This window comes from Armatimonadota bacterium, assembly GCA_039679645.1.
GTDB lineage: Bacteria > Armatimonadota > UBA5829 > UBA5829 > UBA5829 > UBA5829.
Window position 1 is genome coordinate 1 of record JBDKUO010000004.1, and the last position, 22,488, is coordinate 22,488.

General features: G+C 50.3%; 19 protein-coding genes. 12 read left to right on the forward strand and 7 right to left on the reverse strand.

Annotated features, from left to right (window positions below; genetic code table 11):
* Nucleotides 1–128: 128 nt before the first annotated feature.
* The gene (locus tag ABFD83_00365) at nt 129–422 is read left to right on the forward strand and encodes an RNA-binding protein (GenBank protein ID MEN6355516.1); all 294 of its coding nucleotides are present in this window, start codon (nt 129–131) and stop codon (nt 420–422) included.
* Nucleotides 423–485: 63 nt separating this feature from the next.
* On the opposite strand, the gene ABFD83_00370 is transcribed toward ABFD83_00365, so the two are convergent.
* Nucleotides 486–1,136, reverse strand: coding sequence for a hypothetical protein (locus ABFD83_00370; GenBank protein MEN6355517.1), 651 nt, complete (start codon nt 1,134–1,136; stop codon nt 486–488).
* A gap of 179 nt (nt 1,137–1,315) precedes the next feature.
* Here ABFD83_00370 and ABFD83_00375 point away from each other — a divergent pair, with 179 nt between their 5' ends.
* The 8 genes from ABFD83_00375 to ABFD83_00410 all read left to right on the forward strand — a co-directional run bounded on the left by ABFD83_00375 (nt 1,316) and on the right by ABFD83_00410 (nt 9,166).
* The gene (locus tag ABFD83_00375) at nt 1,316–2,899 is read left to right on the forward strand and encodes a GxGYxYP domain-containing protein (protein ID MEN6355518.1); all 1,584 of its coding nucleotides are present in this window, start codon (nt 1,316–1,318) and stop codon (nt 2,897–2,899) included.
* Nucleotides 2,900–3,090: 191 nt separating this feature from the next.
* Entirely contained in the window at nt 3,091–4,185 is a 1,095-nt protein-coding gene (locus ABFD83_00380) for a DNA cytosine methyltransferase (GenBank protein MEN6355519.1), read from the forward strand.
* 8 nt (nt 4,186–4,193) lie between these two features.
* Nucleotides 4,194–4,607 carry a very short patch repair endonuclease gene (locus ABFD83_00385; protein MEN6355520.1) on the forward strand — a complete coding sequence of 138 codons (414 nt, stop codon included), beginning with the start codon at nt 4,194–4,196 and terminating at the stop codon, nt 4,605–4,607.
* Nucleotides 4,597–5,532 (forward strand): HNH endonuclease, encoded by a 936-nt coding sequence (locus tag ABFD83_00390; protein MEN6355521.1) that lies wholly within the window; start codon nt 4,597–4,599, stop codon nt 5,530–5,532. The genes ABFD83_00385 and ABFD83_00390 overlap by 11 nt, the downstream gene beginning before the upstream one ends.
* A gap of 10 nt (nt 5,533–5,542) precedes the next feature.
* Complete coding sequence (locus ABFD83_00395) at nt 5,543–6,442, forward strand: hypothetical protein (protein ID MEN6355522.1); 900 nt, start codon at nt 5,543–5,545, stop codon at nt 6,440–6,442.
* Nucleotides 6,426–6,731 (forward strand): TIGR04076 family protein, encoded by a 306-nt coding sequence (locus tag ABFD83_00400; protein MEN6355523.1) that lies wholly within the window; start codon nt 6,426–6,428, stop codon nt 6,729–6,731. The genes ABFD83_00395 and ABFD83_00400 overlap by 17 nt, the downstream gene beginning before the upstream one ends.
* Before the next feature lie 244 nt (nt 6,732–6,975).
* Nucleotides 6,976–8,071, forward strand: a protein-coding gene (gene prfB, locus ABFD83_00405; protein MEN6355524.1) for a peptide chain release factor 2 whose coding sequence is annotated in 2 segments (ribosomal slippage) — nt 6,976–7,041 and nt 7,043–8,071 — 1,095 coding nt in all. Because the reading frame shifts where the segments join, the coding sequence is not laid out codon by codon here.
* A 153-nt stretch (nt 8,072–8,224) separates the two neighbouring features.
* Nucleotides 8,225–9,166 (forward strand): SGNH/GDSL hydrolase family protein, encoded by a 942-nt coding sequence (locus ABFD83_00410; GenBank protein ID MEN6355525.1) that lies wholly within the window; start codon nt 8,225–8,227, stop codon nt 9,164–9,166.
* A gap of 263 nt (nt 9,167–9,429) precedes the next feature.
* On the opposite strand, the gene panC is transcribed toward ABFD83_00410, so the two are convergent.
* The 4 genes from panC to ABFD83_00430 all read right to left on the reverse strand — a co-directional run bounded on the left by panC (nt 9,430) and on the right by ABFD83_00430 (nt 15,300).
* Nucleotides 9,430–10,272, reverse strand: coding sequence for a pantoate--beta-alanine ligase (gene panC / locus ABFD83_00415; GenBank protein MEN6355526.1), 843 nt, complete (start codon nt 10,270–10,272; stop codon nt 9,430–9,432).
* 41 nt (nt 10,273–10,313) lie between these two features.
* Nucleotides 10,314–11,768: a redoxin domain-containing protein gene (locus ABFD83_00420; protein MEN6355527.1), complete on the reverse strand. Its 1,455-nt coding sequence runs from the start codon at nt 11,766–11,768 to the stop codon at nt 10,314–10,316.
* Nucleotides 11,769–11,841: 73 nt separating this feature from the next.
* Complete coding sequence (locus tag ABFD83_00425) at nt 11,842–13,563, reverse strand: phosphodiester glycosidase family protein (protein ID MEN6355528.1); 1,722 nt, start codon at nt 13,561–13,563, stop codon at nt 11,842–11,844.
* A gap of 102 nt (nt 13,564–13,665) precedes the next feature.
* Nucleotides 13,666–15,300: a beta galactosidase jelly roll domain-containing protein gene (locus ABFD83_00430; GenBank protein ID MEN6355529.1), complete on the reverse strand. Its 1,635-nt coding sequence runs from the start codon at nt 15,298–15,300 to the stop codon at nt 13,666–13,668.
* Nucleotides 15,301–15,642: 342 nt separating this feature from the next.
* On the opposite strand from ABFD83_00430, the gene ABFD83_00435 reads away from it, so the two are divergent.
* Complete coding sequence (locus ABFD83_00435; protein MEN6355530.1) at nt 15,643–16,911, forward strand: transglutaminase domain-containing protein; 1,269 nt, start codon at nt 15,643–15,645, stop codon at nt 16,909–16,911.
* Nucleotides 16,908–17,615 carry a ComF family protein gene (locus ABFD83_00440; protein ID MEN6355531.1) on the forward strand — a complete coding sequence of 236 codons (708 nt, stop codon included), beginning with the start codon at nt 16,908–16,910 and terminating at the stop codon, nt 17,613–17,615. Before ABFD83_00435 ends, ABFD83_00440 begins: the two co-directional genes overlap by 4 nt.
* Here the strand turns inward: ABFD83_00440 and ABFD83_00445 are convergent.
* Entirely contained in the window at nt 17,612–19,555 is a 1,944-nt protein-coding gene (locus ABFD83_00445; protein ID MEN6355532.1) for a glycoside hydrolase family 2 TIM barrel-domain containing protein, read from the reverse strand. The two genes, ABFD83_00440 and ABFD83_00445, sit on opposite strands and share 4 nt — an antisense overlap.
* A gap of 93 nt (nt 19,556–19,648) precedes the next feature.
* Here ABFD83_00445 and ABFD83_00450 point away from each other — a divergent pair, with 93 nt between their 5' ends.
* Entirely contained in the window at nt 19,649–21,100 is a 1,452-nt protein-coding gene (locus tag ABFD83_00450; GenBank protein ID MEN6355533.1) for a hypothetical protein, read from the forward strand.
* Nucleotides 21,101–21,103: 3 nt separating this feature from the next.
* Here ABFD83_00450 and ABFD83_00455 read toward each other — a convergent pair whose 3' ends face one another.
* Complete coding sequence (locus tag ABFD83_00455) at nt 21,104–22,237, reverse strand: uroporphyrinogen decarboxylase family protein (GenBank protein ID MEN6355534.1); 1,134 nt, start codon at nt 22,235–22,237, stop codon at nt 21,104–21,106.
* Nucleotides 22,238–22,488: the final 251 nt, after the last annotated feature.

Below are 22,488 nucleotides of genomic sequence, written 5' to 3' on the forward strand. Positions count from 1 at the left end.
CGCATCGGTGTTTTGGTCAAGGCCGTGGATTGCCTTACATTCTGCGACTGATCGAGTCCGTGTGTGGCTGTAACTCAGCCAGTGCCCCGTTGAAATGTTTGGGTTTATCCCGGAAAGAAGGCAAGCACTTGGCCAACAAATCACTTTACGTAGGCAACATGCCCTACAGCGCCAGCGAGGATGACATACGTGAGCTGTTCGAGCCGTTTGGCCCGATAGGCGAGATCAGAGTCATCGGTGACAAGGGATTCGGGTTTGTCGACATTCCCGAAGAGAACGTTGCGGCGGCGATTGAAGCAGTCAATGGCAAGGAACTTGGCGGACGTACTTTGACCGTCAACGAAGCTCGCCCTCGAACCGAGCGCAGTGGCGGACGCGGCGGCGGTCGAGGAGGATTTGGAGGCGGCGGACGCCGCTGGTAGATCAGAATAAAAATAGAATATGAATTAAAAGCGCCCGCATTTTATTGCCGGGCGCTTTTTGATTTAATCTTCATTGGGCATGTGTTGATTGAGCCCATTGAGAGCACGCTCGAGATCGAGCAGAACACTATGCAGGCGCTGTAACTTCTCACTGATATCCTTAAATCCGGTGTGTGCATCAGTTTCATGACGAGAAACCAGTCCGGCTCTCTCGACCAGCCCTTTCACCACGGATACCTGATATCGATCATACGGGTTTTCGTATACTACATCAAAGAAGCCGCTCACTTTGAATGGAAGCGGATATCCGTCGATTCCGCATAGCTCAATGAAACCATAGCCGTCTCCGCCTTCAGGCGCTGGTGGGATCGCTCTGAAGGGTATTTCATAATCCGTTACCGGCACTTCGACTTCCTCTATCACAGTTTCAAGCGTTTTGGCCTGAAGGAAATAGTCCTTTATTTGATCCACTTCTTCGCGTGTAAAGAGTTGATCAACGTATGCCCGCAGGCGCTGCGCATATTCAGGATTGCGTTCGGACGGTTCGTCGGAAGCGTGCATATCGTACCAGCCAGGGATGGCTTTATTGTAAGGAAAAGCCGGGGATTCGCGCTGGTCATGAAACCAGTGTACGCAGACTTCCGTCTTCACCTCTCCAAATGGCGTGAATGCAGTCATCTGCCCCGTGGTCTTTATCCTATACAACTTTTCCACTGTGTCTGCTCCCTCAACAGTATTCTTGATACACCTCTATACCCACAATTACTTATTCCGAGGTGCCCGCAAAGAAAGTGCTGGTAAAATTACGGGGCTTTGAGTTAATATAGGCAGCATGCTTGAAAAAGGCTATACTATACCAGATCACATATCGTACCGAGCAAGAGGAGATTAAAGTGAAAACATATCACCTGCTGTCGTTGGAAAATGTTGCCGCCGATGAGTGGCCGATAGCGGTCAGCTTGCAGGGTCTTGTAAATCGCGAGAGCCACAATATCTATCTGCTCCCCAGCTCAAAAGGCATGGAGAAGCACTGGGTTGAATGGTACAAGCAGTATGGCTACGAGCCTGTCGAAACAAATCTGGACGAGCTGCTGGGCAAATACGTTGATCTGCTGAAAGGCTATATTGTGTTTGATCCATCAGTACCGGACACTATTAACGTGGCGGCCTCACTGGCTGGAGTAATGGACGCACTGATATGTCCTCCTTCTGTAGCGGATCGAATAAACTCACTTGGCTTAAAATGTCTGCTGGATATGCGCGGGCGTTTTGAGGGACGAGTCGAGCCGTATCACTGGCTTGTTAATGAACACCTGAAGGATTTTGATCTGCGTGTAATGGCAAATTACGATCAGAAGGAGACCGCTGCCGTCCAGCCGGACATGGACTATCTTATCGCTCACCGTGGATTCTGCATGGGCTTGAGCATAAATGCCGCTGACTTCCCCGAAGAGGCGGCAGTCTGGGAGCAGGTCCAGACGGCTGCGCCTAGTCACGCTATGATGCTCGGCTGGCACACTCCTCGTGACAGCGAAGCGACGCATGTATACTTCGCAAGCCGGCACAGCGTTTGGGTCTACTGCGGCTACGCAAGAAACACTTCATTCCACCAGCACATCAAGGCGTCCGCTGAATATTCTCAGGACCACTGTCATTCAGCCGAGTGTGATCCCAACGGCAAATACGCTGCGATCACGCTCTCAGACGGAGACTCATGGCACTCGATGTGCGATGTCCAGAAGAAATTCTGGCTGCATCCACGCAGAGGCGAGGTTCCTCTTGGCTGGGAAGTAGCACCGATATTCGAAAAGGTCGGCCCGGCTGTGCTCGAGTATTATTTTAAGACCAAGTCAGATAATGACTATATAGTCAGTGGACCTTCAGGAATCGCATATAACTACCCGAGCGGGTTTGCCGATCTGCCTGGGTATCTGAAAATCAGTGCTGACGCTATGAAGAAAACTTCTCTCAAGTCAATCTGGGCAATCAACAGGATCGTGCGGCATCTTCCCGGCAGGAAGATTGAGCATAAGCTCAAAAACGAGACGGTCGTCTACACCCGCGAGCAGATGGAGGAGTTCGGCGGTCCCAAGGACCAGAAAGGCGCCGACTTTGTGGATGACGAGGTTATCGCAAAGTATATGGAAGCTATGCCGGATGCTCTTGGTTTCTTCCAGGGTTGGGAGAGAATACCGGGTGAAGAGCCGCACTGGTGCGACGGCAGGCTTTGGAGCCCGGGCAGCGCTCTGGTCCGCAAGGACGTTGACGGTGCCATCCGTGAGTTTGAGGAATCGGCTGCCAGGCAATCGGGACCAGTGTTTGTATGTGCTCATGTAAACTGCTATGACGCCGATATGGATGCGATTATTGAGACTGTCCGGCGTCTTGAAGACAAAGGGTTCACTGTGGTTCGACCGGATGTGTATCTGCGGCTTGCGCAGGATGCTTATGCCAGAGGGCTGGTTGGAAAGCACTAAAATTACAAGTCAGTCGGAGTATGTTGCTCCGGCTGTTATGCTCTTTTATTCACGTCATTGGGATGTTATCGCATTTATCCGGCATTATTGTGCCGAGCAAATGCTTTGTTCCGAATCATACATTGAGGAACCCTCATATTTGTCGTATAATGCATCGGAAACCACGTTTTAAGCGGAGTTCTACAACTTCAATGGACAGAGTAATCAAAATTATCGATACTTTCGCCGGTGCAGGCGGCATGACGCTTGGATTCACCCATTCGTCGGTCGGGCGGTTCCAACCTGTCTGGGCAAATGACTTCAATGATTATGCTGTAGAGACTTACAACACCAATTTTGGCAATCACTGCATTGCTGGAGATATTGTTGACATTCTTAACGACCCGACCGTCATAATTCCCCAAGCTGATGTGGTTATAGGCGGTCCTCCATGTCAAGGATTCAGCTTACTCAATAGGGATAGGAACGGAGATGCGCGAAGGCTGCTTTGGCGTCAATATCTGGAGGTGGTTAGCCGTTCTAACGCATCAATTTTTGTAATGGAAAACGTGCCTCAATTGCTTGGGTCTTTTGAGCATGGGGAAATCATCGGTGCCGTAGAACAATTGGGATTTAAGCTCCATTGGGGCAAATTGTGTGCAGCAGATTATGGTGTGGCGCAAATCAGACAGAGAGCAATCATCATAGGCTGCAAGTTTGCTGATCCAAAAGATTACTTTCCGCCACTCAGAACACACTACAATCCTCGCAATGGCTCCATTGACCCAAAGATGTATGTTGTAAATCCGAAACCATGGAAAACTGTGAGAGAAGCTATCGGCGATTTACCGTCTCCACAAGGCACGAATATTAGAGATGAACCGCCACCGCTAAACTTGCATTTTGGCCGTACACCTACGGCTACAAGCATTGCAAGATATAAAGCTATTCCCGAAGAAGGGATGAACCGCTTTGATCTGCAGAAGAATGCGCCTGAGCTTACCCCTAAGTGTTGGATTCGGAAGAAATCGGGGGGTACGGATTTGTTCGGTCGGTTGTGGTGGGATAGACAAGCCTTTACTATACGAACCGAGTTTTATAAGCCGGAAAAGGGCAGATACCTACATCCCGAACAACACCGGCCGATAACTCATCGTGAGGCTGCACGATTTCAGTCATTTCCGGATGATTTCATCTTCTGTGGCTCAAAGATCGAGATTGCAAGGCAGATAGGCAATGCCGTACCTCCAAAACTGGCGAATGCAATTGCTGAAATGATATACAGTATGTTTGCAGATGCGCGGTAACAGATGCTATGTCCGATAGATTTACACCGGAAAAGCGCAGTTGGATCATGGGGCGCGTCAAAAGCTGCAACACCAAACCGGAAATGCTTGTGCGGTCAATGATACACAGTATGGGTTTCCGCTTTCGATTGCATAAGAAGGAGTTACCGGGCAACCCTGATATAGTTCTACCTAAGCATAAGAAGATTGTTTTTGTTCACGGTTGTTTTTGGCATGGGCACGAAGGATGCCCGCGTTCAAAGCGGCCTGCTACTAACATTAAGTTCTGGAATAAGAAGTTAGATCAGAATATGGAGCGGGACAAGCGATTTCAACGCTTGTTGAAAGAAGCTGGGTGGGACGTGCTGGTTGTCTGGCAATGCGAAACGAACAAACCGGATGAACTGCTCAGAAAACTGGAAAGGTTCCTATATGAACGATAGCGGTAAACATACTGTAACGGATTCAGAGGCAATCCGCCGCAAGGTTGCGGAGTTGATTGCATCCTTTGAATCCGATCTCAAGGGGGATGACCTCCGTACGAAAGTCCTAGCCCTTGTTCCGGTATTCGGCAAGCTCAGAGATTTGGGGAAATCGCTTCTACCCACCGATATTACATCCGCCAGAAACCGCATTATCTATTATTTCTGCAAGTATCCAAACGTAGTCATAAGCGGTAATGAGCTGTTGGTTGTTTCCGGTATTCAAGACTACCCGCGTAGGATACGCGAACTTCGTGTGCAGTTCGGATGGTCCATTGCAAGCGGAATTACAATGAAAGAGATGCTGGAAGCCGAAGACAGCGAAATCCCCGACGAATACAGGAACATGAAACCGGATGAATATGTCTTATTGAGCGCTGAGCAGGACAGAGATGCAGCTCATCGCTGGAATATTGCCAACTCCATTCGCAGGCAGAAGAAATCCGTACAAAGCAAGATTTTGGAGTTCTTGAGAGCAAATGTCGAGCGTGGTGTCACAGGCGAAGAGCTGAGATATGTAGCAAACAATAAGACGGAGTGGGCTCGACGAGTTCGTGAACTTCGCACAGAACAGGGTTGGCCGGTAGCAACAAAATCTACCGGGCGACCGGATTTATCGGTCGGTATATATGTACTACAGGCTGACAGACAAGGCTATGAGCATGACCGACACATTCCTGACGAAGTCCGAAGAGCGGTATTGAGGCGTGACAAATACACGTGCCAAGTATGCTGTTGGACACATGACCTGTGGAATCCCTCAGACCCACGGCATTTGGAATTACACCACCTTAAACACCACGTCAAGGGTGGAGACAACTCAGAGGGGAATCTTCAAACGATGTGCAACATTTGTCATGATGTAAAACACCGCAAAGAAAGCTGATATAGTCTTTATGAACGCACAAACACTCGATTGGCTGCTCGGTGAAGACAATCCGGGAGTCCGCGTGCGCACATTGATCGGTTTATGCGGTCTGCCGAACGATGATTCGCAAGTAATCACGGCACGCAGCCTGGTAACGCGAACGCTCGATGTGGCAAGTGATCTTTCATGGATAGAGAATGACAGCGTAAAGATAGTTCAAAATGTGGTTGCGCTCGCTGAATCGGGACTGACGCGTAATGACGTATTTATAGACCCATTGATGAGCCGCTGGTTGGACGGCGGGTTCGACGCCAACTGCTTCGACTATCTTATAATGCGGCTTTTCTTAATGCTGGGATATGGCGATGATGATCGAATTAAGAGCCGACTAGCCCAAATGGCCGAGTCGCAGTTGCCTGATGGTGGATGGATATGCCTGCATCGTCTCAACAAAATGAAGAGAGTGCCTAAGAGCTGCATAAAGGCGAATATGCATGCTCTTCTTCTGCTGGCGGAGATGAAACAACGTGGTGTTGCGTTTGCAGGGACCGATGAGCTGATACAGTATTTTCTCAGGCGCCGCCTTTTCTATAGAATGGACTCACCCACACGTCTTGTGATAGAGCACAGTCCAGGTCTGCGCATGATCGATGCATTTTTCCCACTGGAAGGGATGCGCGTCGGGCTCCCGATGCTGCTTTATGCGTTGAGCGTGCTTGGGGCAGGGCGAGCGCCGGAACTGCAGGAAGCATGGAATATGCTGGAGGCAAAGCGTGATGAGATGGGTCGTGTGAAGCATGAGGGGAATGTTATTACATCCTCACTGCCGAAAGAGCGGGTAGGTCGGCCCGGCAAATGGGTGACTCTGTACGCTTGTTTAGCCCAGAAAGCTCTTAATCTGGAGGGAAGCCATGCGCAAATGGTATAAAGAAGACTGGAAGTTCACGATCACAGTGCTCAAAGTCGGCGATGACAACCGAGCAGAGAGATGCAGGCTGGGCTTCGAGCCGGGAGATGCGTTCACATCTACTTACGAGTGTCCTGCGCATTTTTGCCCCAAGAGCATGATGATCGCATACCCATTGATGACAGCAGTAAGAAGCGGCGGCGACCTGCGAGAACTTGGCGGCAAAACCGCTGACAGTATTGACTTCCCATGTCCTGATGGAGTCGTTCATTTTAGGCTGGACACTGAGAAGATACAAACAGGCATATAACTCTCAAATGTGAAGCTGTTCAGTTTAGCGGGAATAAATATAGCTCGGCGGAAGCCTCGCCCTCCCGGCACGCTCGTCATTAGGAGGAAGAAACTCCTGCTGAGCCCAAAAAGAGTGAAAACTCCAGAGAACTGAATCCCTTCAGACAATCTTGGACGTTGGCACAAAGGCTAATAAGTAATATAATGATATATAGAGCATGGGCGGGATGAGATCGTCCCGCCCACTGAATACTGGAGAATAGATATTGAACGTTGAAATAGAAAAAGCCGCTGCGCTGCAGCGAGACCTCGAAGAGCTGGGAGGTCATCTTTGACGTCCCTAGAGTTCAGGAAGAAATAGATCGTCTGGAAGAGCTCTCCGGACGTCCCGGTTTTTGGGACGACGCCTCGGAGGCACAAAAGACACTCAAAAAGCTCAGTGACCTTAAAGGAAAGATCGATCCCCTGCTGGAACTGCAATCACGCTTAAGCGACCTTATAGAGCTGGCACAAATGGTTGATGACGACACCAGTCCCGAAGCGGATGAACTCCGGCATGAGCTGGTTTCAATCGAGAAGGCTCATGAGCAGCTCGAACTTCAGACTCTTTTATCCGGCGAGCACGACTCGGCCAATGCCATAATGGAGATCAATGCCGGAGCGGGCGGCACTGAGGCTTGCGACTGGGCGAATATGCTGCTGCGCATGTATTTGCGATGGGCAGAGCGCGGCGGCTATAAGACCGAAATCCTCAATACTGTCGAAGGCGATGTGGCTGGGGTCAAGAACGTCACGGTCCTCTTTGAGGGCCGCAATGCCTATGGCTATCTCAAGAACGAGCGCGGCGTGCATCGTCTGGTAAGAATTTCCCCATTTGATGCGAACAAGCGCAGGCATACGTCATTTGCGGCTGTCGATGTCATTCCTCAGATCGAAGAAGATACCGAGGTCAATATCAATCCTGACGAAATCAGGGTCGACACATATCGATCCAGCGGCGCAGGCGGCCAGCATGTCAATAAGACTGATTCGGCTATCCGTATCACACATATTCCAACCGGCATCGTAGTCACATGTCAGAACGAGCGCTCTCAACATAAGAACAAAGATTCGGCAATGAAGGTTCTTGCGGCCAAGCTTGGGCAGTTGCAAAACGAAGAGAACGAGCAGCGCATAGCCGAACTGCGGGGCGACCTCCGTGCCATAGAATGGGGCAACCAGATGCGCTCATACGTCTTCCAGCCGTATACGATGGTCAAGGACCACAGGAATAATCACGAGACGGGCGACGTAATGCGAGTCATGGACGGAGATATCGACGACTTTATTCAGGCCGCGTTGAAGAGCACGAAGGCTTAATGCGGCTGCACTTAAAGGAATGCAAATATGGTATTGTCATATCGCGATTTTGTGTTTGCTGTAGTCATGGCTTTTATTGTCTGCTGTCCATCAATCGGCAGTCAGGGTCCAAAACAGAAAAGGTTGAGTATCATGAGAGTAAGCGGAGAGAGTATGGTTCTGGCAGAGCGAACTCCGGGGATGCTCTGTTTCGATAACGTCGTCCCCGGCACTGTTGTAGTGCGCAGCACATATCTGCCGGATCAAAAGGATACGATTATCTACAAGCAGGGTCGCGATTATGTGTTAAATTACACCCTCGGGACTATTGCCCGCTCACCAATATCGCGCATTCCCGACTACGCCGCCAATATCCTATACGGCAAGAAAGCCTTCGATCACACAAAATATCCCGGTTACGGCAACCATGCATTCTTTGTCTGGGTCGATTATGAAACAAAAAACGGCCACCCAGTTGCCGTTAAGACAGATCAGTCTGCTCTACTCCAAAAGAGCCTGGCAAAGCTGAATGCAGGTGGTCCATTTAAGATCATCGTCTTTGGGGACAGCATCTCCACCGGTTGCGAGGCTTCCGCAGAAGCTCTTCGTTATCCAAACCTTTACGCGCAATCTCTGCAGACGCGCTTCCCGAAAGCGCAGATAACTCTGGAAAATGGAGCAAAAGGAGGCGACACATCAGTTCAGGGTATTGCCAGGCTGGAAGATAAGGTGCTTTCACGCAACCCTGACCTTGTGCTTCTTGCATTCGGCATGAACGATCATAACAAAGGCAGTGTGCCCCTGGATACTTTTGAGAAGAATCTTGAGAGCATGGTCCAAAAGATACGCGAACGCACCGGCGCCGAGGTAATTATCCTCTCTACGTTCCCGCCAAATCCCGACTGGGCATTCGGCTCACATCAGATGGAAAAATATGCGCAAACTACGCAGAATGCAGCCAAAAAACTGAAGTGCGCCTACGCAGATGTTTATTCGGTATGGGCGAAAGTTCTTGAGCGAAAAGACTGGCCCAGTCTGCTCGGCAATAATATCAACCACCCAAACAATTTCGGACACTGGTTATATCTTCAGGCGTTGGAAGCGGTTGGGTTTTAGTTATAGTGGCAGAACAGAGCGAAATGCCGATTGTTCGGTCTTAACAAAGCGCTGCAATTTCATTGTTTGCATACTTGGGCTGGTGGGTATAGAACAGGTGCGAACGTCTGGGTGGGAGCCGCGAAAAAAAAGAAGCGGCGACAACGGGATCAGGCGGTCGTGAACGGTTTCCCCCAGCGATCCGTGCTGTGGTGCACGCGAAATAATGCGCAAGCGGGCCGAGGATGATTCCGACTGCAGCACGGATCAGTTCAGAACTTAGATCAACCTAATACCACGTTATCTATCAGCCTTGTTGAGCCTACCCTGACAGCCAGCAGGACCACTGCCGAACGCTCTATTGTCTCTATTGAAGCGAGAGTCTCGGCATCCGCGACGGCAACATAATCCACTTTTGCAAGCGGTTCAGCAGCGATATGGTTCCAGACACGGGTTTGAATAGCTTTTGCATTTCTCTCGCCTTTTTCAAATGCCTGCTTAGCCATCTCCAGTGATCTGCTCAAAACCAGTGCGGCCTCATGCTCGCGCGAATCCAGGTATGAATTGCGGGAAGATATAGCCAGACCATCGCGCTCACGAACTGTGTCTATGGGCACTATCTCAACATTCATATTGAGGTCGCTGACAATTTTTTTGATTATAACAAGCTGCTGATAGTCTTTTTTTCCGAAGTAAGCGCGGTCGGCATCGGTTATATTGAAAAGCTTGGTGCATACCGTGGCGACTCCCCGGAAATGCCCTGGGCGGCTCTGGCCCTCCAATACTTCGGCTGGTCCTTTGACATCTATCCATGTATCGAAGCCGCCCGGATACATGTCCACCGCCAGCGGTGCAAATACTGCATCCGCCTCCGCACTCTCGCATTTGCGACAATCGGCTTCAAGGGTTCTGGGATATTTTTGAAAATCCTCATTCGGCCCGAACTGAGTGGGATTTACGAACACACTTACTACAACAAACCCGCAGTCCTGCTTTGCGTGAGACACGAGCGTGAGGTGGCCGACATGCAGCGCACCCATTGTCGGGACGAGGCCGATGGTCTTGCCTTCCGCACGAGCGTTTTCGACAAGCGAGCGCATCTCATCTATTGAATGTACAATCTGCATGCAAACTTCCCTTCACCTTCACAAGCTGCCCGATGCCACACTTATTTAATCTTATCCAGTTTAGCAATAATATCCTTCTCAGGCGGAATGCCGAGCATAGTCTCTTGGACAACGCCGGACTTGTCTATCAGGAAGATGGTGGGAAGCACCTGAACGTGATACTTGGTTCTAAGGATATTCGCGATGTCTTTATTGGCATATACCACCGGAAAATCAAGTGACTTTTTAGCAAGATACTGCTTTACCTTTTGGATGTCTGTATTAACACATATCGAGACTATTTGGACTGAATCCTTATGCTTTTCATAGATTTTCTGCAATACAGGCAGGTGCTGCTCACACATCGGCAGCGCCCAGCAGTCCAGTATAACGGCTTTACCCTGAAAATCAGAGATGCTCTTCTTATTTCCATCGATCCAAGTGAACGAAAGCTCCGGGGCATGTTTGGCATGCAGATAGTCTCTGGTCAGGTCTTCGGCAGACTTCGCGCCTGCCGGGGCGTTGAATACAAAATTGGAATCCGGAATATTGGAATCCAGAGCGCATTTTGTTACAACAACGTTAATTGTGGACTCAAGCAGTTTCGGCGCTTTACCTTTGTAGCCTTTGGGCAGATTGGGCCTGCCCTTTTCGACCAACTGATTTCTATAGATCACGAAGTCCTTCTTGCCGACCCAAAGCGTCTGGACGGCGTTCGTTCCTTTGGGGCACCCCATACCTTCTTTGATACGCATTGAAAGCACAAAAGTGTCTCTGCCGCCAACTTTGAAATCTTTAAGCAGTTTCATGGAAGACATCATGGGACCGTAATCCATGCCCAGCAATAGACCAAGGCTGCGCACTCCCATTTGTGAGCCTATCATTTCTCTGAGGAGGAGGCGTTCCTTGTCTTTATCGAGTTTGGATTTGACGAAGCGCTTCGTGCCCTTAAAGTATCTGACGACAACCTTGCCGTTGCTTACGAGCCGCTCACTAGATCCGGTGACATTAAACTTATCCGGTCGCTTGAACATGAAGCCCGATTGGGTGTCGGAGGTCTTATTTACAACTTTACCGTCAGCCTCAACAACAGCGCTGGTTGTGCCGGTTGTTTTGATGGTTTTGACAGATCGATAGCGCATCTGCACGAGTGCAAGAAGCTGGTCGGGCTTTGGCCTGACGGATTTAGGGAGCGCTGCAGGCGCTGATGCTGCCGGCATGGTGGTCGGCACGTTAAGGCTTCCCGGAGCGCCGGAGCCGCTTTGACCATTCCTGCCATTATTGCTCAGCGCGCCAAGAGGATTAAGCGCTTGATCGAGCGTCGAAGGCTGAGTATTAAGCGGCAGCCCGGAACTTGGTTGATCATTTGTCGCCTGAGGTTTATCGGAAGAGCTTGTACTCTTCGAAACAGTTTGGCGGCCAGGCTTTTGGACGTATTTTACCGAAGCGTTTTTTTGGCCGCAGCCCGCCAGCACGAGCGTGCAAACCAAAATCACAAAAATAACTCTATATTTCATTGAATCCCCTCCGCTTCGGAAGCTATCGTCCCGAGGCATACTTTATGTATCGTTCCACGAAAACGGCCGCGTCCTAATTTCCATTAGGAACTGATATTTCGCTGGTCAAATCGCCTACCGCCGCCTTTATGATCCGCTTCTCGGTTATGTCCCACACAACGTCTGTCGAATATGTGCCGTTATTATCAGTCTTCCCGGCACTGCTGCTCGCGATTCCGCCCGTGACCGTCAAAGCAAGATCAATATTCGCAAGGAAGTTGCCGTTCAGATCGGACACAGTGATTTTGACCTTAGTCCGCCGTGGATCAAGTTTGTCATTCACTGCGGCGACATCAATTTTTGCCGGCGGCCCGCCGACAACCATGACCGGAATGCTAGCTTTTTGAGAACCGTAAAATGCGTCGATTGTTCCGGTGCGCATCCTGATCGGATTAAAGAAGCCTTTTTGATCAATGAAGCCTATTCCTTTTGTGCTCCCCCACACCACTCGGGAAAGCTGTTCTTCCGTAAGCATCTGATCATCGTCGCCCCAGGTCAAGTAGAGCTGTGTTTTCTCGCCTGATGTTATTTCTTTTCCAATCCCGCTGATCTTCAGCTTGAGAAGCTCAGGCGGAGCGGTCTTTTTATCGACATTCACCAACAGCATATCGGCGACAGACCGCTCACTACCTTCATATGGATTGCCGGCGACAGCGCCGCCGGACGGGCTGTTGACTACAGTCCCGCGTATCGAAAGTGTGGTCGAGCCTCCACCGTCCAGGTTGATCGCCTGGCATGCGCCAAGTATCTTCATCGCTTCAGCAAGCTTTTGCAGTGGTAGCCCAGTGCTCAACGATTGTCTTCCGTCGACCGTCACCAGTAAGAGTTTGTTGTCTGCGGTCACTCCGATCGCCGTGCGCGGATGGGTTGTTCTGGCAAAATCAGGCTTGAAATCTTCCGCTCTGTAATCCAAATATACATTGCCGTCCTTAACCAGCCACGGCCCTCCGCCTACTGCCTGATCCACCTGCATCCAATCGACACCACAGGCGCTTTTAATATTGAAGACTATTCGGAGCTTATCACCCACAGCCACATTGCTTGCCAAAAACGAAGCCGCCGGTCCGCCTGCCGATAGAACTACACCGTTTTTTGGAATTTTTGTGTCCAGGGCATCTGTTTTAATCTCGGTCACAGTCAGGTTTAGGGTGCAGCCGGCACGCACCGGCAATTCGTCAGTTGTAGCGACTACATCCGTGCCTTTGTACTTGGACAGGGTGCTTTCGCCGTATGTAGGTGTATAGACTACCAACTGGTTTGTCTCTCTGGCGCGGTTGATGCCGTCTATCTGCCTGCTTACACCGCTGGAAAAAGTGAGAGTTGCATCGAAGCTGGGAATATCGAAGACCGCATGTCCATCTCTAAGTATGCCGAAAGCTGCCCTGCCTTTTGCGGGTTCGCTGATAAGCTCGCCGTCGGATATGCATATTCCATTTGGGTCTCCGGTAAATGGAAAGAAATCGGCGTTGATCCCGACAACTGCTCCCTTGCGTGCAGTTATCGAGCTTACTATCTCGCGGCCTTTATTCGGGGAAGTATCCATAACTACATCCTTGCCTATTGCCGCTTTGACATGGACTGCCGGGTTTGCAAGGTCTACTTTGACCACATTTGTAATATGCGGTTCCGGCTGTGTGGTAATGTCCTGGTAGAGCGTGACTCCGTCCGCGACATCTTTGACTACCGGCTCGGAGATCGCTGCAGTGCCAAGCGCAAGAATCGCGAGAATTATAAACCCGATCTTTTTATATTGCATTCCAAACTCCATCTAAACTAGCTACGCACGAAGGCTATCCGGCGTTCCTGCTGATTTTACTTACCGACCATGTTACTCCAAAATGGTCTCTGCCATGAGCGTTTATTTAGTCATCAATTTAATCGATTTCCAAAGTCCTCCCGCAAGCGCACGGTTAAGAACTTCTACTGCAACGACATTTTCCTGGTTCGGCTTTAACTGGGAAGTAACATCAAATGCAAACGGCACATCCCAACCCTCGTCGGGATCGATATCATGCGCTCCAATAAACTTTCCGTTCAACCATATCCACGCCGACTCATCGGCTGCACCGACTACAAGAAATACCCGTTTGCCTTTTTCAACCGAAGGAGCAGTGAACTTGATCCTGTACCACGCGGCTCCCTGATAGTCAGTATCCTCTTCATGCCAGAATTTGCCTATGCTGATTGTTCTCCAGGATGAATCATCCAAATCAGGAGCGTACCACCCGTCCTTTTTTCCGACCTTATTATCATCATGCTTAAACCGCCAGCCGGCTTTCGGAAAATCGAACACTTCAGTCATTGTTGATTTGAACTTTGCAAAGGTTGTATTGTCATCATAGCCGGGCAAATCACATGCACGCACAGGTTTTGTTGCAAGTCGGTCGGGAAACTTGCCGGGCGCAGGCCCTGATTTGGCAAGGGAAAGGACATTTATGTAAGCCTTTTGTGCATTGGCAGGGATATTATTTGTGCCCCACCATCTGAGCCGCTCTGAGTAGACCCAGACATATTTGTCGGAATACTTCATTGCATTCGCCAGTGACGTCCTGAACGCATCTGGAGAATACGCGTTTCTTGTATAATCGTCCGCATACCACTTACGGTCGTTGGCCCCTGTCCCGGTTGCATAGTCGGGAAATGCTGCAAAACCGACGCGCATATGCTTTGCATAAGCATCAGGCACTGCCGTCTCTTTCATCTTCACATTAGATTTCAGGTTCTGTCTTGCTTTGCTGAAGACGTCTGCGGCGATGTGGCCGTAAGTGTTTTCGCAGCCGTCGATTATGATTGTACCGGGAGAAGCGGCCTCGCACATGCCGTCAAAAAAAGCGGGCAGCAGGACATATCCCCTTTTGTCTACGTGAGAGAAGCTGTATGCAAACAGAGACAGTATGGTTATATCAGGGTATTCCTTATTGATCGCTCTGATAAATTCTCTTCCGCGCTGCCTGACCATTGCTTTATATTCATCGATAGTATGCAATTTTTGTTTTGCGTCATCGTATTTCCAGATGTCCATTGTGCCGCCATAGTGCTCGCAGTCGAGCATGATGCCTTTGCATCCGCCCTGCTTTGCCACCTTTGCCAGGCATGCAGCGTTATATGCGACAGTTGACCAGTTGGGATCATACCAGTCTACATATGGGAATGACGCAAATACCTGAATGAAGTTGTCTGTAAAACGCTTGAAGTTTGTCGCTTTGAGATCGTTTATTGCATGGTTATATTCTTCGGGTTTGAATTTCTTTGTTGTCCAGACATTTCCGGTTATCATACATCCCTGCAGGTCTCTGACTGAGATTACCAGACCGTCGAACGGAACTTTTTCCATTTCACTGATATTTTTGTTCACGAAAACAGTGTCCGGCACATCCCAGCCGTATTCGATCAGCTTTTTCCCTGCATAAGGATTCTGAGCCGACCATAAGAACGTGGCGCATGCGCCAAAAGCAATACAGAGGACTGTCGTGACCGATAATTTGCGCAACATAAGAAATAACCTCTTCACCCGTGTCTTTCCAATATTTTAAGTACGGCCTGCCTACATCCCTTCCTGCTATGCATCAACATCTCACTAATGAACTGAGCATGCTGAGTTATACGGTTTCTCTCACCAGGGTGATCGCATCTTGATTTATATCACGAAAACAGGGAATAGAAGGTATCATTCTTAATTTCTGCTCCATACCCACCCCATAGTTTCTTTCGTGCTTTCTCCCTTACGTGTTTTCGTGATGAGAAAATTACCTCAGCGCTTGCCAACTTCTAAAAAACATGGCATTATGGGATCGGCTATTATTGAGCCTGTAATTCACACGGAGAATGAGAGGGCATGAGCACAAGAAATATACGAGTGATTGCTTTCTCGATTTGCCTGGCGGCGCTGTTTTGCGCAATATGTGCTGATGCATTTTGCGCTGAGTCCCGCTTTGGTCAGATCGATGAATATGTAGCTCGAACTCCTGCCAGTGCGAAAAAGTCGATAAACAGCCTTGCTGATTATCTTATAAAGCCGGCCGGCAGCGACGTTGAAAAGGCTCGGGCGATTTTTTCGTGGATCACCCACAATATAAACTTCGACATGGATGCTTATGACTCAGGCATTTATGGCGATCAGAGCCCTGCAACAGTGCTGAAGACACGAACGGCAGTCTGCGACGGATATTCAAATCTCTTCAATGCGCTCGCGAAAAGAGCAGGCGTTGAGTCTGTAACGATAGACGGTTGCTCTCGAGGCAGAGACTACCAAGTAGGTTCGACATTCACCAGGAACGACCACAGTTGGAATGCTGTAAAGATAGATGGGTCATGGCGCTTGCTTGATTGCATCTGGGGCGCGGGATATATCGACGGTGATCGCAAATTTGTTCGTAAGCCAAGGGATTACTACTTCCTTACCGATCCTACAGCATTCGTATATGACCATTTTCCTCAAAACCCGTCATGGCAGCTCCTGGATAAGCCGATCACCAAGTCCGAGTTTGAGAGCCTGGTATATATAAGGCCAGCGTTTTTTAGTTACAATCTCAAGCTTGCCAGTAATTTACAAGGGACCATAAATTGCGGCAACTCCTGCTCGGTGGAATTGGTATCTCCGGATGATGTGCTGCTTGCGGCGGAGGTAAAGCGGGGAGAGGTAAATGCCCCAGGCGCATCCGTCTTTGTGCAGCGAGACAGCAGTCGTGTTTGCGTAAACGCAATTTTTCCGACAGCAGGTGAATATATTCTACGCCTATATGCCAAGCGTGCTGATGCTCCGGGCAATTATGATTGGGCAGCGGACTACTGCGTAAAGGCAAATCCTCAGACGAGTGACAATGATGCATTCCCGACTGCGTTTGAGACATTCCATCAGAAAAATGCTCATCTTTACGAGCCTATGCGCGGCTGTCTGAAGTCAGGCTCCACCCAGACGTTTAGGATAACCGCACCCGAAGCCCTGGCGGTGGCTGTGATCATTGACGGCAAATGGGTGAATCTGCAAAAGACCGGCAGCTTATTTGAAGGTCAAGCGCTCATTAGAGGCAATGATGTTCAGGTTGCGGCTATGTTCCCGGGAAACCGGAATTACCTGGTATTGCTAAAATACACTGTGACATGAAAGCTTTGGCAAGCAATCTCTTCTCCGGCATGCTTGATCTGGTCTATCCGTCATATTGCCTTGCGTGCGGCAGGGCGGATGACGATTATCTGTGTGCAGAGTGCATAGAGATGATCGATGTCGTCGGCGATATGTACTGCCACAAGTGCGCAATGCCGTGCGAGGCCAATATCTGCGCAGACTGCCAAAATCGAGAATTTTCATTTGACTTCGCCGGCAGCGCCGGTCTATATGAAGGCGTTTTGCGTAAAGCGATCCATGCCCTCAAGTACGATATGCACCTTGCCATAGTCGAGCAGTTGGCTGATCTTATGATCCGCTGCTACCCTCACCGGCAGCTAAACGGCAATGTCGATATGGTCGTCCCGATACCCATTCACCGCAATCGACTGGTAGAGCGCGGGTTCAATCAGTCGGAGGAACTTGGCCGACTGCTTTGTAAGCGTATATCCGTGCCGCTGGAGATCAACGCACTCTACAGAATAAAGAACACACGCCACCAAGTCAGTCTGCCTCAGGATGAACGCATGCTCAATATCAAAGGCGCGTTTGCGGTGCAGCGGCCCGATCTGATCACAGGCAAACGCGTGCTGCTGGTCGATGACGTATTTACAACCGGCAGCACGCTCAATGAAGCTGCTAAAATGCTCAAGGAAGCAGGGGCTCAGTCAGTCTTTGTCTACACTCTTGCCAGAAGCTTCTAGTCTGCCCTGAATATCTCTCCAAGACCTAGCGCGGCAGGCTTCGGATTGCCGTCGACATCTATTATGGATGTATTTGCATTGCACGGGTAGCAGTCGTGCCCCATCCAGATTATGATACCTCCGCAGCGCGGGAACCTGTCCTTGCAAGCCTTTGCCACCGTCATAAGAGCCTGCTTCTGGCGCTCCTGGCTCCAGGCTACATATTCTTCCAGATCATTCGGCTCCCTATTATGCTCAGCTTTAAACTGATCGGCCTCAATCCACCAAAGTGAGGTTCTTCTCCATAAAGGGTTATCGATTGATACCGGCCATGCGTCGAGATTACCCTGAGATCGGCGGATAATTTCAACTGGGCTTGCGCTGGGCGAGCCGGTCTCCGATCGAAAGAAAGCATCATCGTTTTTCCACATCGGGTCCCAGCTCTCGCTAAGATTTCCTTCACATTTCCATGGTCCATGAACATCCCAGTGCTGCCCTACACCAAATTTTGCGGGGTCGGCCCACTCAACAGGCCCGCTTGCCGATGTCGGCAGCATTCGCCTTGTCGGGTCCTGGGCTTCAACCACCTCTTTATATCGCTTTATCAAAGGATGAGTAAACTCTACTGGTTTTGCAGTGCCTTTATACATCAGCTCATTGCCGCCGCACCACAGCAGAAGTGATACATGATGCTGCCTGCGCGCTATATATGACCGTGCGATGATCTCATGATCAGCGATACTCTTTTCATCCTCAGGCGGGTAGTTGTCGCAGCCCGAAGACGAAAGTGGAAACTCCTGCCACACGAAAATTCCCAGCTCATCACACAAGTCGTAGAACCATTTTCTCTCGAGTATGGCCCCACCCCACACGCGCATTATGTTGAAACCAAGGTTTTTGTAGACTGCCAGACGTTTGCGATAGTCTTCATATGTAGTGTCGGCAAAGTTGGGGTGAATCGGGGTCCAGTTGGCTCCCTGCAGAAAAATGGGTTTGCCATTGACAACACAAATCCATGGATCGGCTTCAGCAGGCGCGCCTTCGCATGGCTGCCATGTCACTTCCTTGAACCCTACTCGCCGTGTAATGGCGTCCTGTTCCGATCCACTTGAATCCAGCAGCTTGGTCGTGAGATCGTAAAGTGGCTGGCTACCATGCCCGTTGGGCCACCACAGCTCCACAGGTATATCGTTCAGATCGATGCCGTTTTTATTAAACTCAGCCGCAGGTAAGCTTCTTTCGCAGAGTTCATTTCCGTTATATGAAAGAGTAACCTGCACGGACCCTCCGCTGCCGGTCGCCCCACCCTTTATCTTTATTGACCCGAGTGACTTTGCCGAATCAGCTTGAGCATAACACCGCAGTTCAGATATTTCTGCGCCGTCCACTGATTCCAGGCAGATCCTGTCCCATATGCCGATCTGGACGAGCCTGACGACCCAGTCCCATGTGTAATTGAACCGGGCCTTCCACTCCGTCATCTCAGATGTGAAGCCTATCTGCCCGAGCCATCTGGGCGGCATGTCAAACACTATCTGGAGAATATTGCCGGATTCCTTAACAGCCGGCGTAATGTCGAATGTATGCGGCACATAAGTGCCTTCAAACCGATCTATCTCCTGGCCGTTGAGATAGACCCATCCGGAGTAGTCGAGTCCGTTGCATCTCAGGCGATATGTTTTGCCGCTTTCGATCATTTCATCCGGAAGGATTGCTTTATACACCCAGTGCCGGTTTTCAACCCACTCGCATGCTCTCGCGTTGAGCCCTTCGTTCCAGTCGGGTATGATGCCCGCATCTCGCAGCGCGCCCTGCACCGATCCGGGCACTTTCGCCGAAATCGGACATACATCGGCCTCAGGCGTTGCGCCGACCTCCATTGACTTAGTCAGCCACCATACATACGGTGTGTAACCGGAAAGCTTCCAGTCGAGTTTTGACAGGTCGTAAATCTTTTTCATCGAACTCCTCTTGCTTATTGCTTTCAACCAATTACCTCTTTAATTAACGCGCGACATTCCCCTTCACTTCTTGCAAACTGATATAATTTATCTATGAGACACGTTTGGGCGAGCATAATCCTATTCGTCTTCGCGAGTATCTGCTGCCATGCATCCGAAACGGATTTTCCCACAGACGAAATATACAGGATCCGTATACTAAACCAAGTCGGCGGGCTTGTGCAGGTAAGCCTGGATGGTGGGCGCAATTACAGCACGGTCGGTCGTGTGAAGGTTGCCGCCAATGCCCGGATAACAGGCTTCGGCGCTTCATCGTATACTCCACATGGCGCGGTTGCTGCTACGGCTGTCCACGGGATCAGGATCAAGACAGGGCAGGCGGCGATGGGTGTGGGCAAAGCGCAGATGCCGCTTATGTTCAGCATATCACCGTGCGAGTTTTCGTCTATCCCCAACGGATACGGAGGCCACATCCCGCGTTCTTCAGCGATCCAGTTGGATATTCATACAGGCGAGTCTATATTTCGTGACTTTTCGCCTTATGTCGGCAACAGTGTATTTGTCGAAAGATACCACAATCTGCTGCCTCTGCCGGAAGACTACATGCCGCTGACAGGTGAGACTTTCGTAATAGTGGTCAAACGTCCGACTCGTATGCCGCAAGAGATAGACTTTGAAAACCGAGCTGGCGGGGATGTTACGGTAGTATACCCCGACGGAATCTGCGAACAGATCGCTAAGGTAGACAGCCCCGTCCTCGGCGTCGGCAGATATGACGCTACTACATTCACGGGAGTCGGGGCAGTGAACACCAATCACGGAGGCGTGCTCACAATATCGACTGCACCTGTCTGCCCCTGGGCCACGCAGGAGGGCGATGCTGTAGAGACTCGAGGCGGGTTTATGGTCCAGCCATATTATCACGCGCACGATCAGGGCGTAAACCAGCCTCAAGTGATGATTATCGGGCCGAAAGAATCGGCTAAGCCGGTTCTGGAGGGAACACCGCCGCTTTTTTACGGCTACATAAACCTTGCCTGGCAACCAAGTAGGCCGAATCAGTCATATAGAGCGCAGGTACGCATAGACGACGGCGAGTGGGAAGATGTGCCGAGCATGGTCGGCAAAATTGATAATGCATTTGCAACGGAGTATCTCACCAACTATTTCGATAAGCTTGGCAAGCCGCGTAAAGTGGAGAAGGGAGTCACAGCCATTCGACTGCTCTTCCCTTCATTTGACCCCAAGTATGCCGCCCAAGAACTGACCGGCGCCGCTATGGATTACTGCTTAAAATCAATAAAGTCGAGGATCTATCCGGTGCGCGGGACAGTCGATATAAAATCTGAGCGCCAAGCTGCCGGTTCGATAACCACTTTTTATGTTGACGGCCGCGCAGTCTATACGACCAGCGACAGCGAAGCCGCATACGGCTGGGACACAACCAAATTCGCCAACGGCTTTCACGAGATAGTAGTCGAATCCGGGTCTAGTTCAGATCAGCCGACAGATCAGAGACGTTTTGTGCCGGTATTGAACAAATAGTTCTCAGTCGTACCGTCCGTAGCTCTTGCAGACCTCTACCAGCTTAAAGATATTCTCGTCTGGTGTATCCCTGCCGCACTGGTCTCCCGTCGAAAGGATGAAGCCGCCCCCTTCCGCTGCGTCATCAATACACTTCCTGGCAACTCTCTCGACGTCTTCCACACTGCCGTTGAGCATAACGTCGGTGGTGTGAATATTGCCCATCAGCGCAAACCTGTGCCCGAAGTCGCGCTTGATCTCGGCAAGCTCACAGTCACCCATTGGCGGTATCTCCAGAGGGTTCACACAGTTGAGGTCGGATTCCTCGGCGAGTATCTCTATAAGCACCCTCTCCTTGCCGCAACTGTGGATCATAGTCGGGATTCCGGCCTGCTTTGCCATTGCAGTCATCTTCTTGATCGTCGGCACGCACAGCTCCCTAAAGATAGTCGGAGACTGCAAAGTGATACTTCCGCTGCCCGCCAGCAGTATAAAATCGGGTTTAGCATCCAGCGCCAGCTCCATCATGCGCAATGACCGCTTCTCTTCCATTACCCGCCACTCCTCGATAAGATCGGGATGATCCATGTAAGCATACGTAAGACCCTCCAGACCGCTCTGGACCAGAGTAAACCATATCTGAAAGCCCGGGTATGAGATAGGCACGCCGAGTGCGCCAAGATCGCCGAGTTCGGCGCGCATCTCCTCCAGCCGTGTCGTATCCGAGTCAAGAATGTCAGGATAGAGGTATCTGAGCTTGTCGAAATCCTGCTTAATATCCTTAATCGGCTTTTCGGTGGGAGATGCGGAATCGGCCACAAAGAATGTGGTCTCGGAGGTCAAGACGCCTGCCGGAGTCTCGCACTTATATGCCGTCACTATCCGCTCGTTGTCCCGGCTGACCACTTTCTGCTCGTACTTGTTCTTGTCGTCGCATCTGAGGCTGAGATCACCATATGTGAACCAGCCGTCTATCCCGAAGTATTTGATGGCCTCGACATATGCTTTCCAGAGCGGAGGGTTCCACTCCATCTCGGTCTCCCAGAACGGCTTGCCGAGCAGGCGCATAGGGATCATGGTCGATATGTCAGGCGCGCAAGGTACGTGGTCCGGCTTGCCGTTTTGCATTGCAATGAGCATCCGCTCTTTAGGTGTCATAACATCTCCCTTGAAAATAGCTGAGAGTGGAGAGTCCAGACCAGTTGCCGCCACGTCAGCTTATTTTAGTTTAATAGTGGCGAGCCGATAGGCTCATGATATGATTCTAAGTGATTGTTTTTAGTAGGAGTTAGACGATAGCGGCAGTATACCTTCTGCTTATTTATCCATTTATAGCAAATTGCGAATTTCTTGCTCTCACTCTTGTCGCGAGAGGCTATAAGTGAGGGATAAACTAACAACATGGGCTG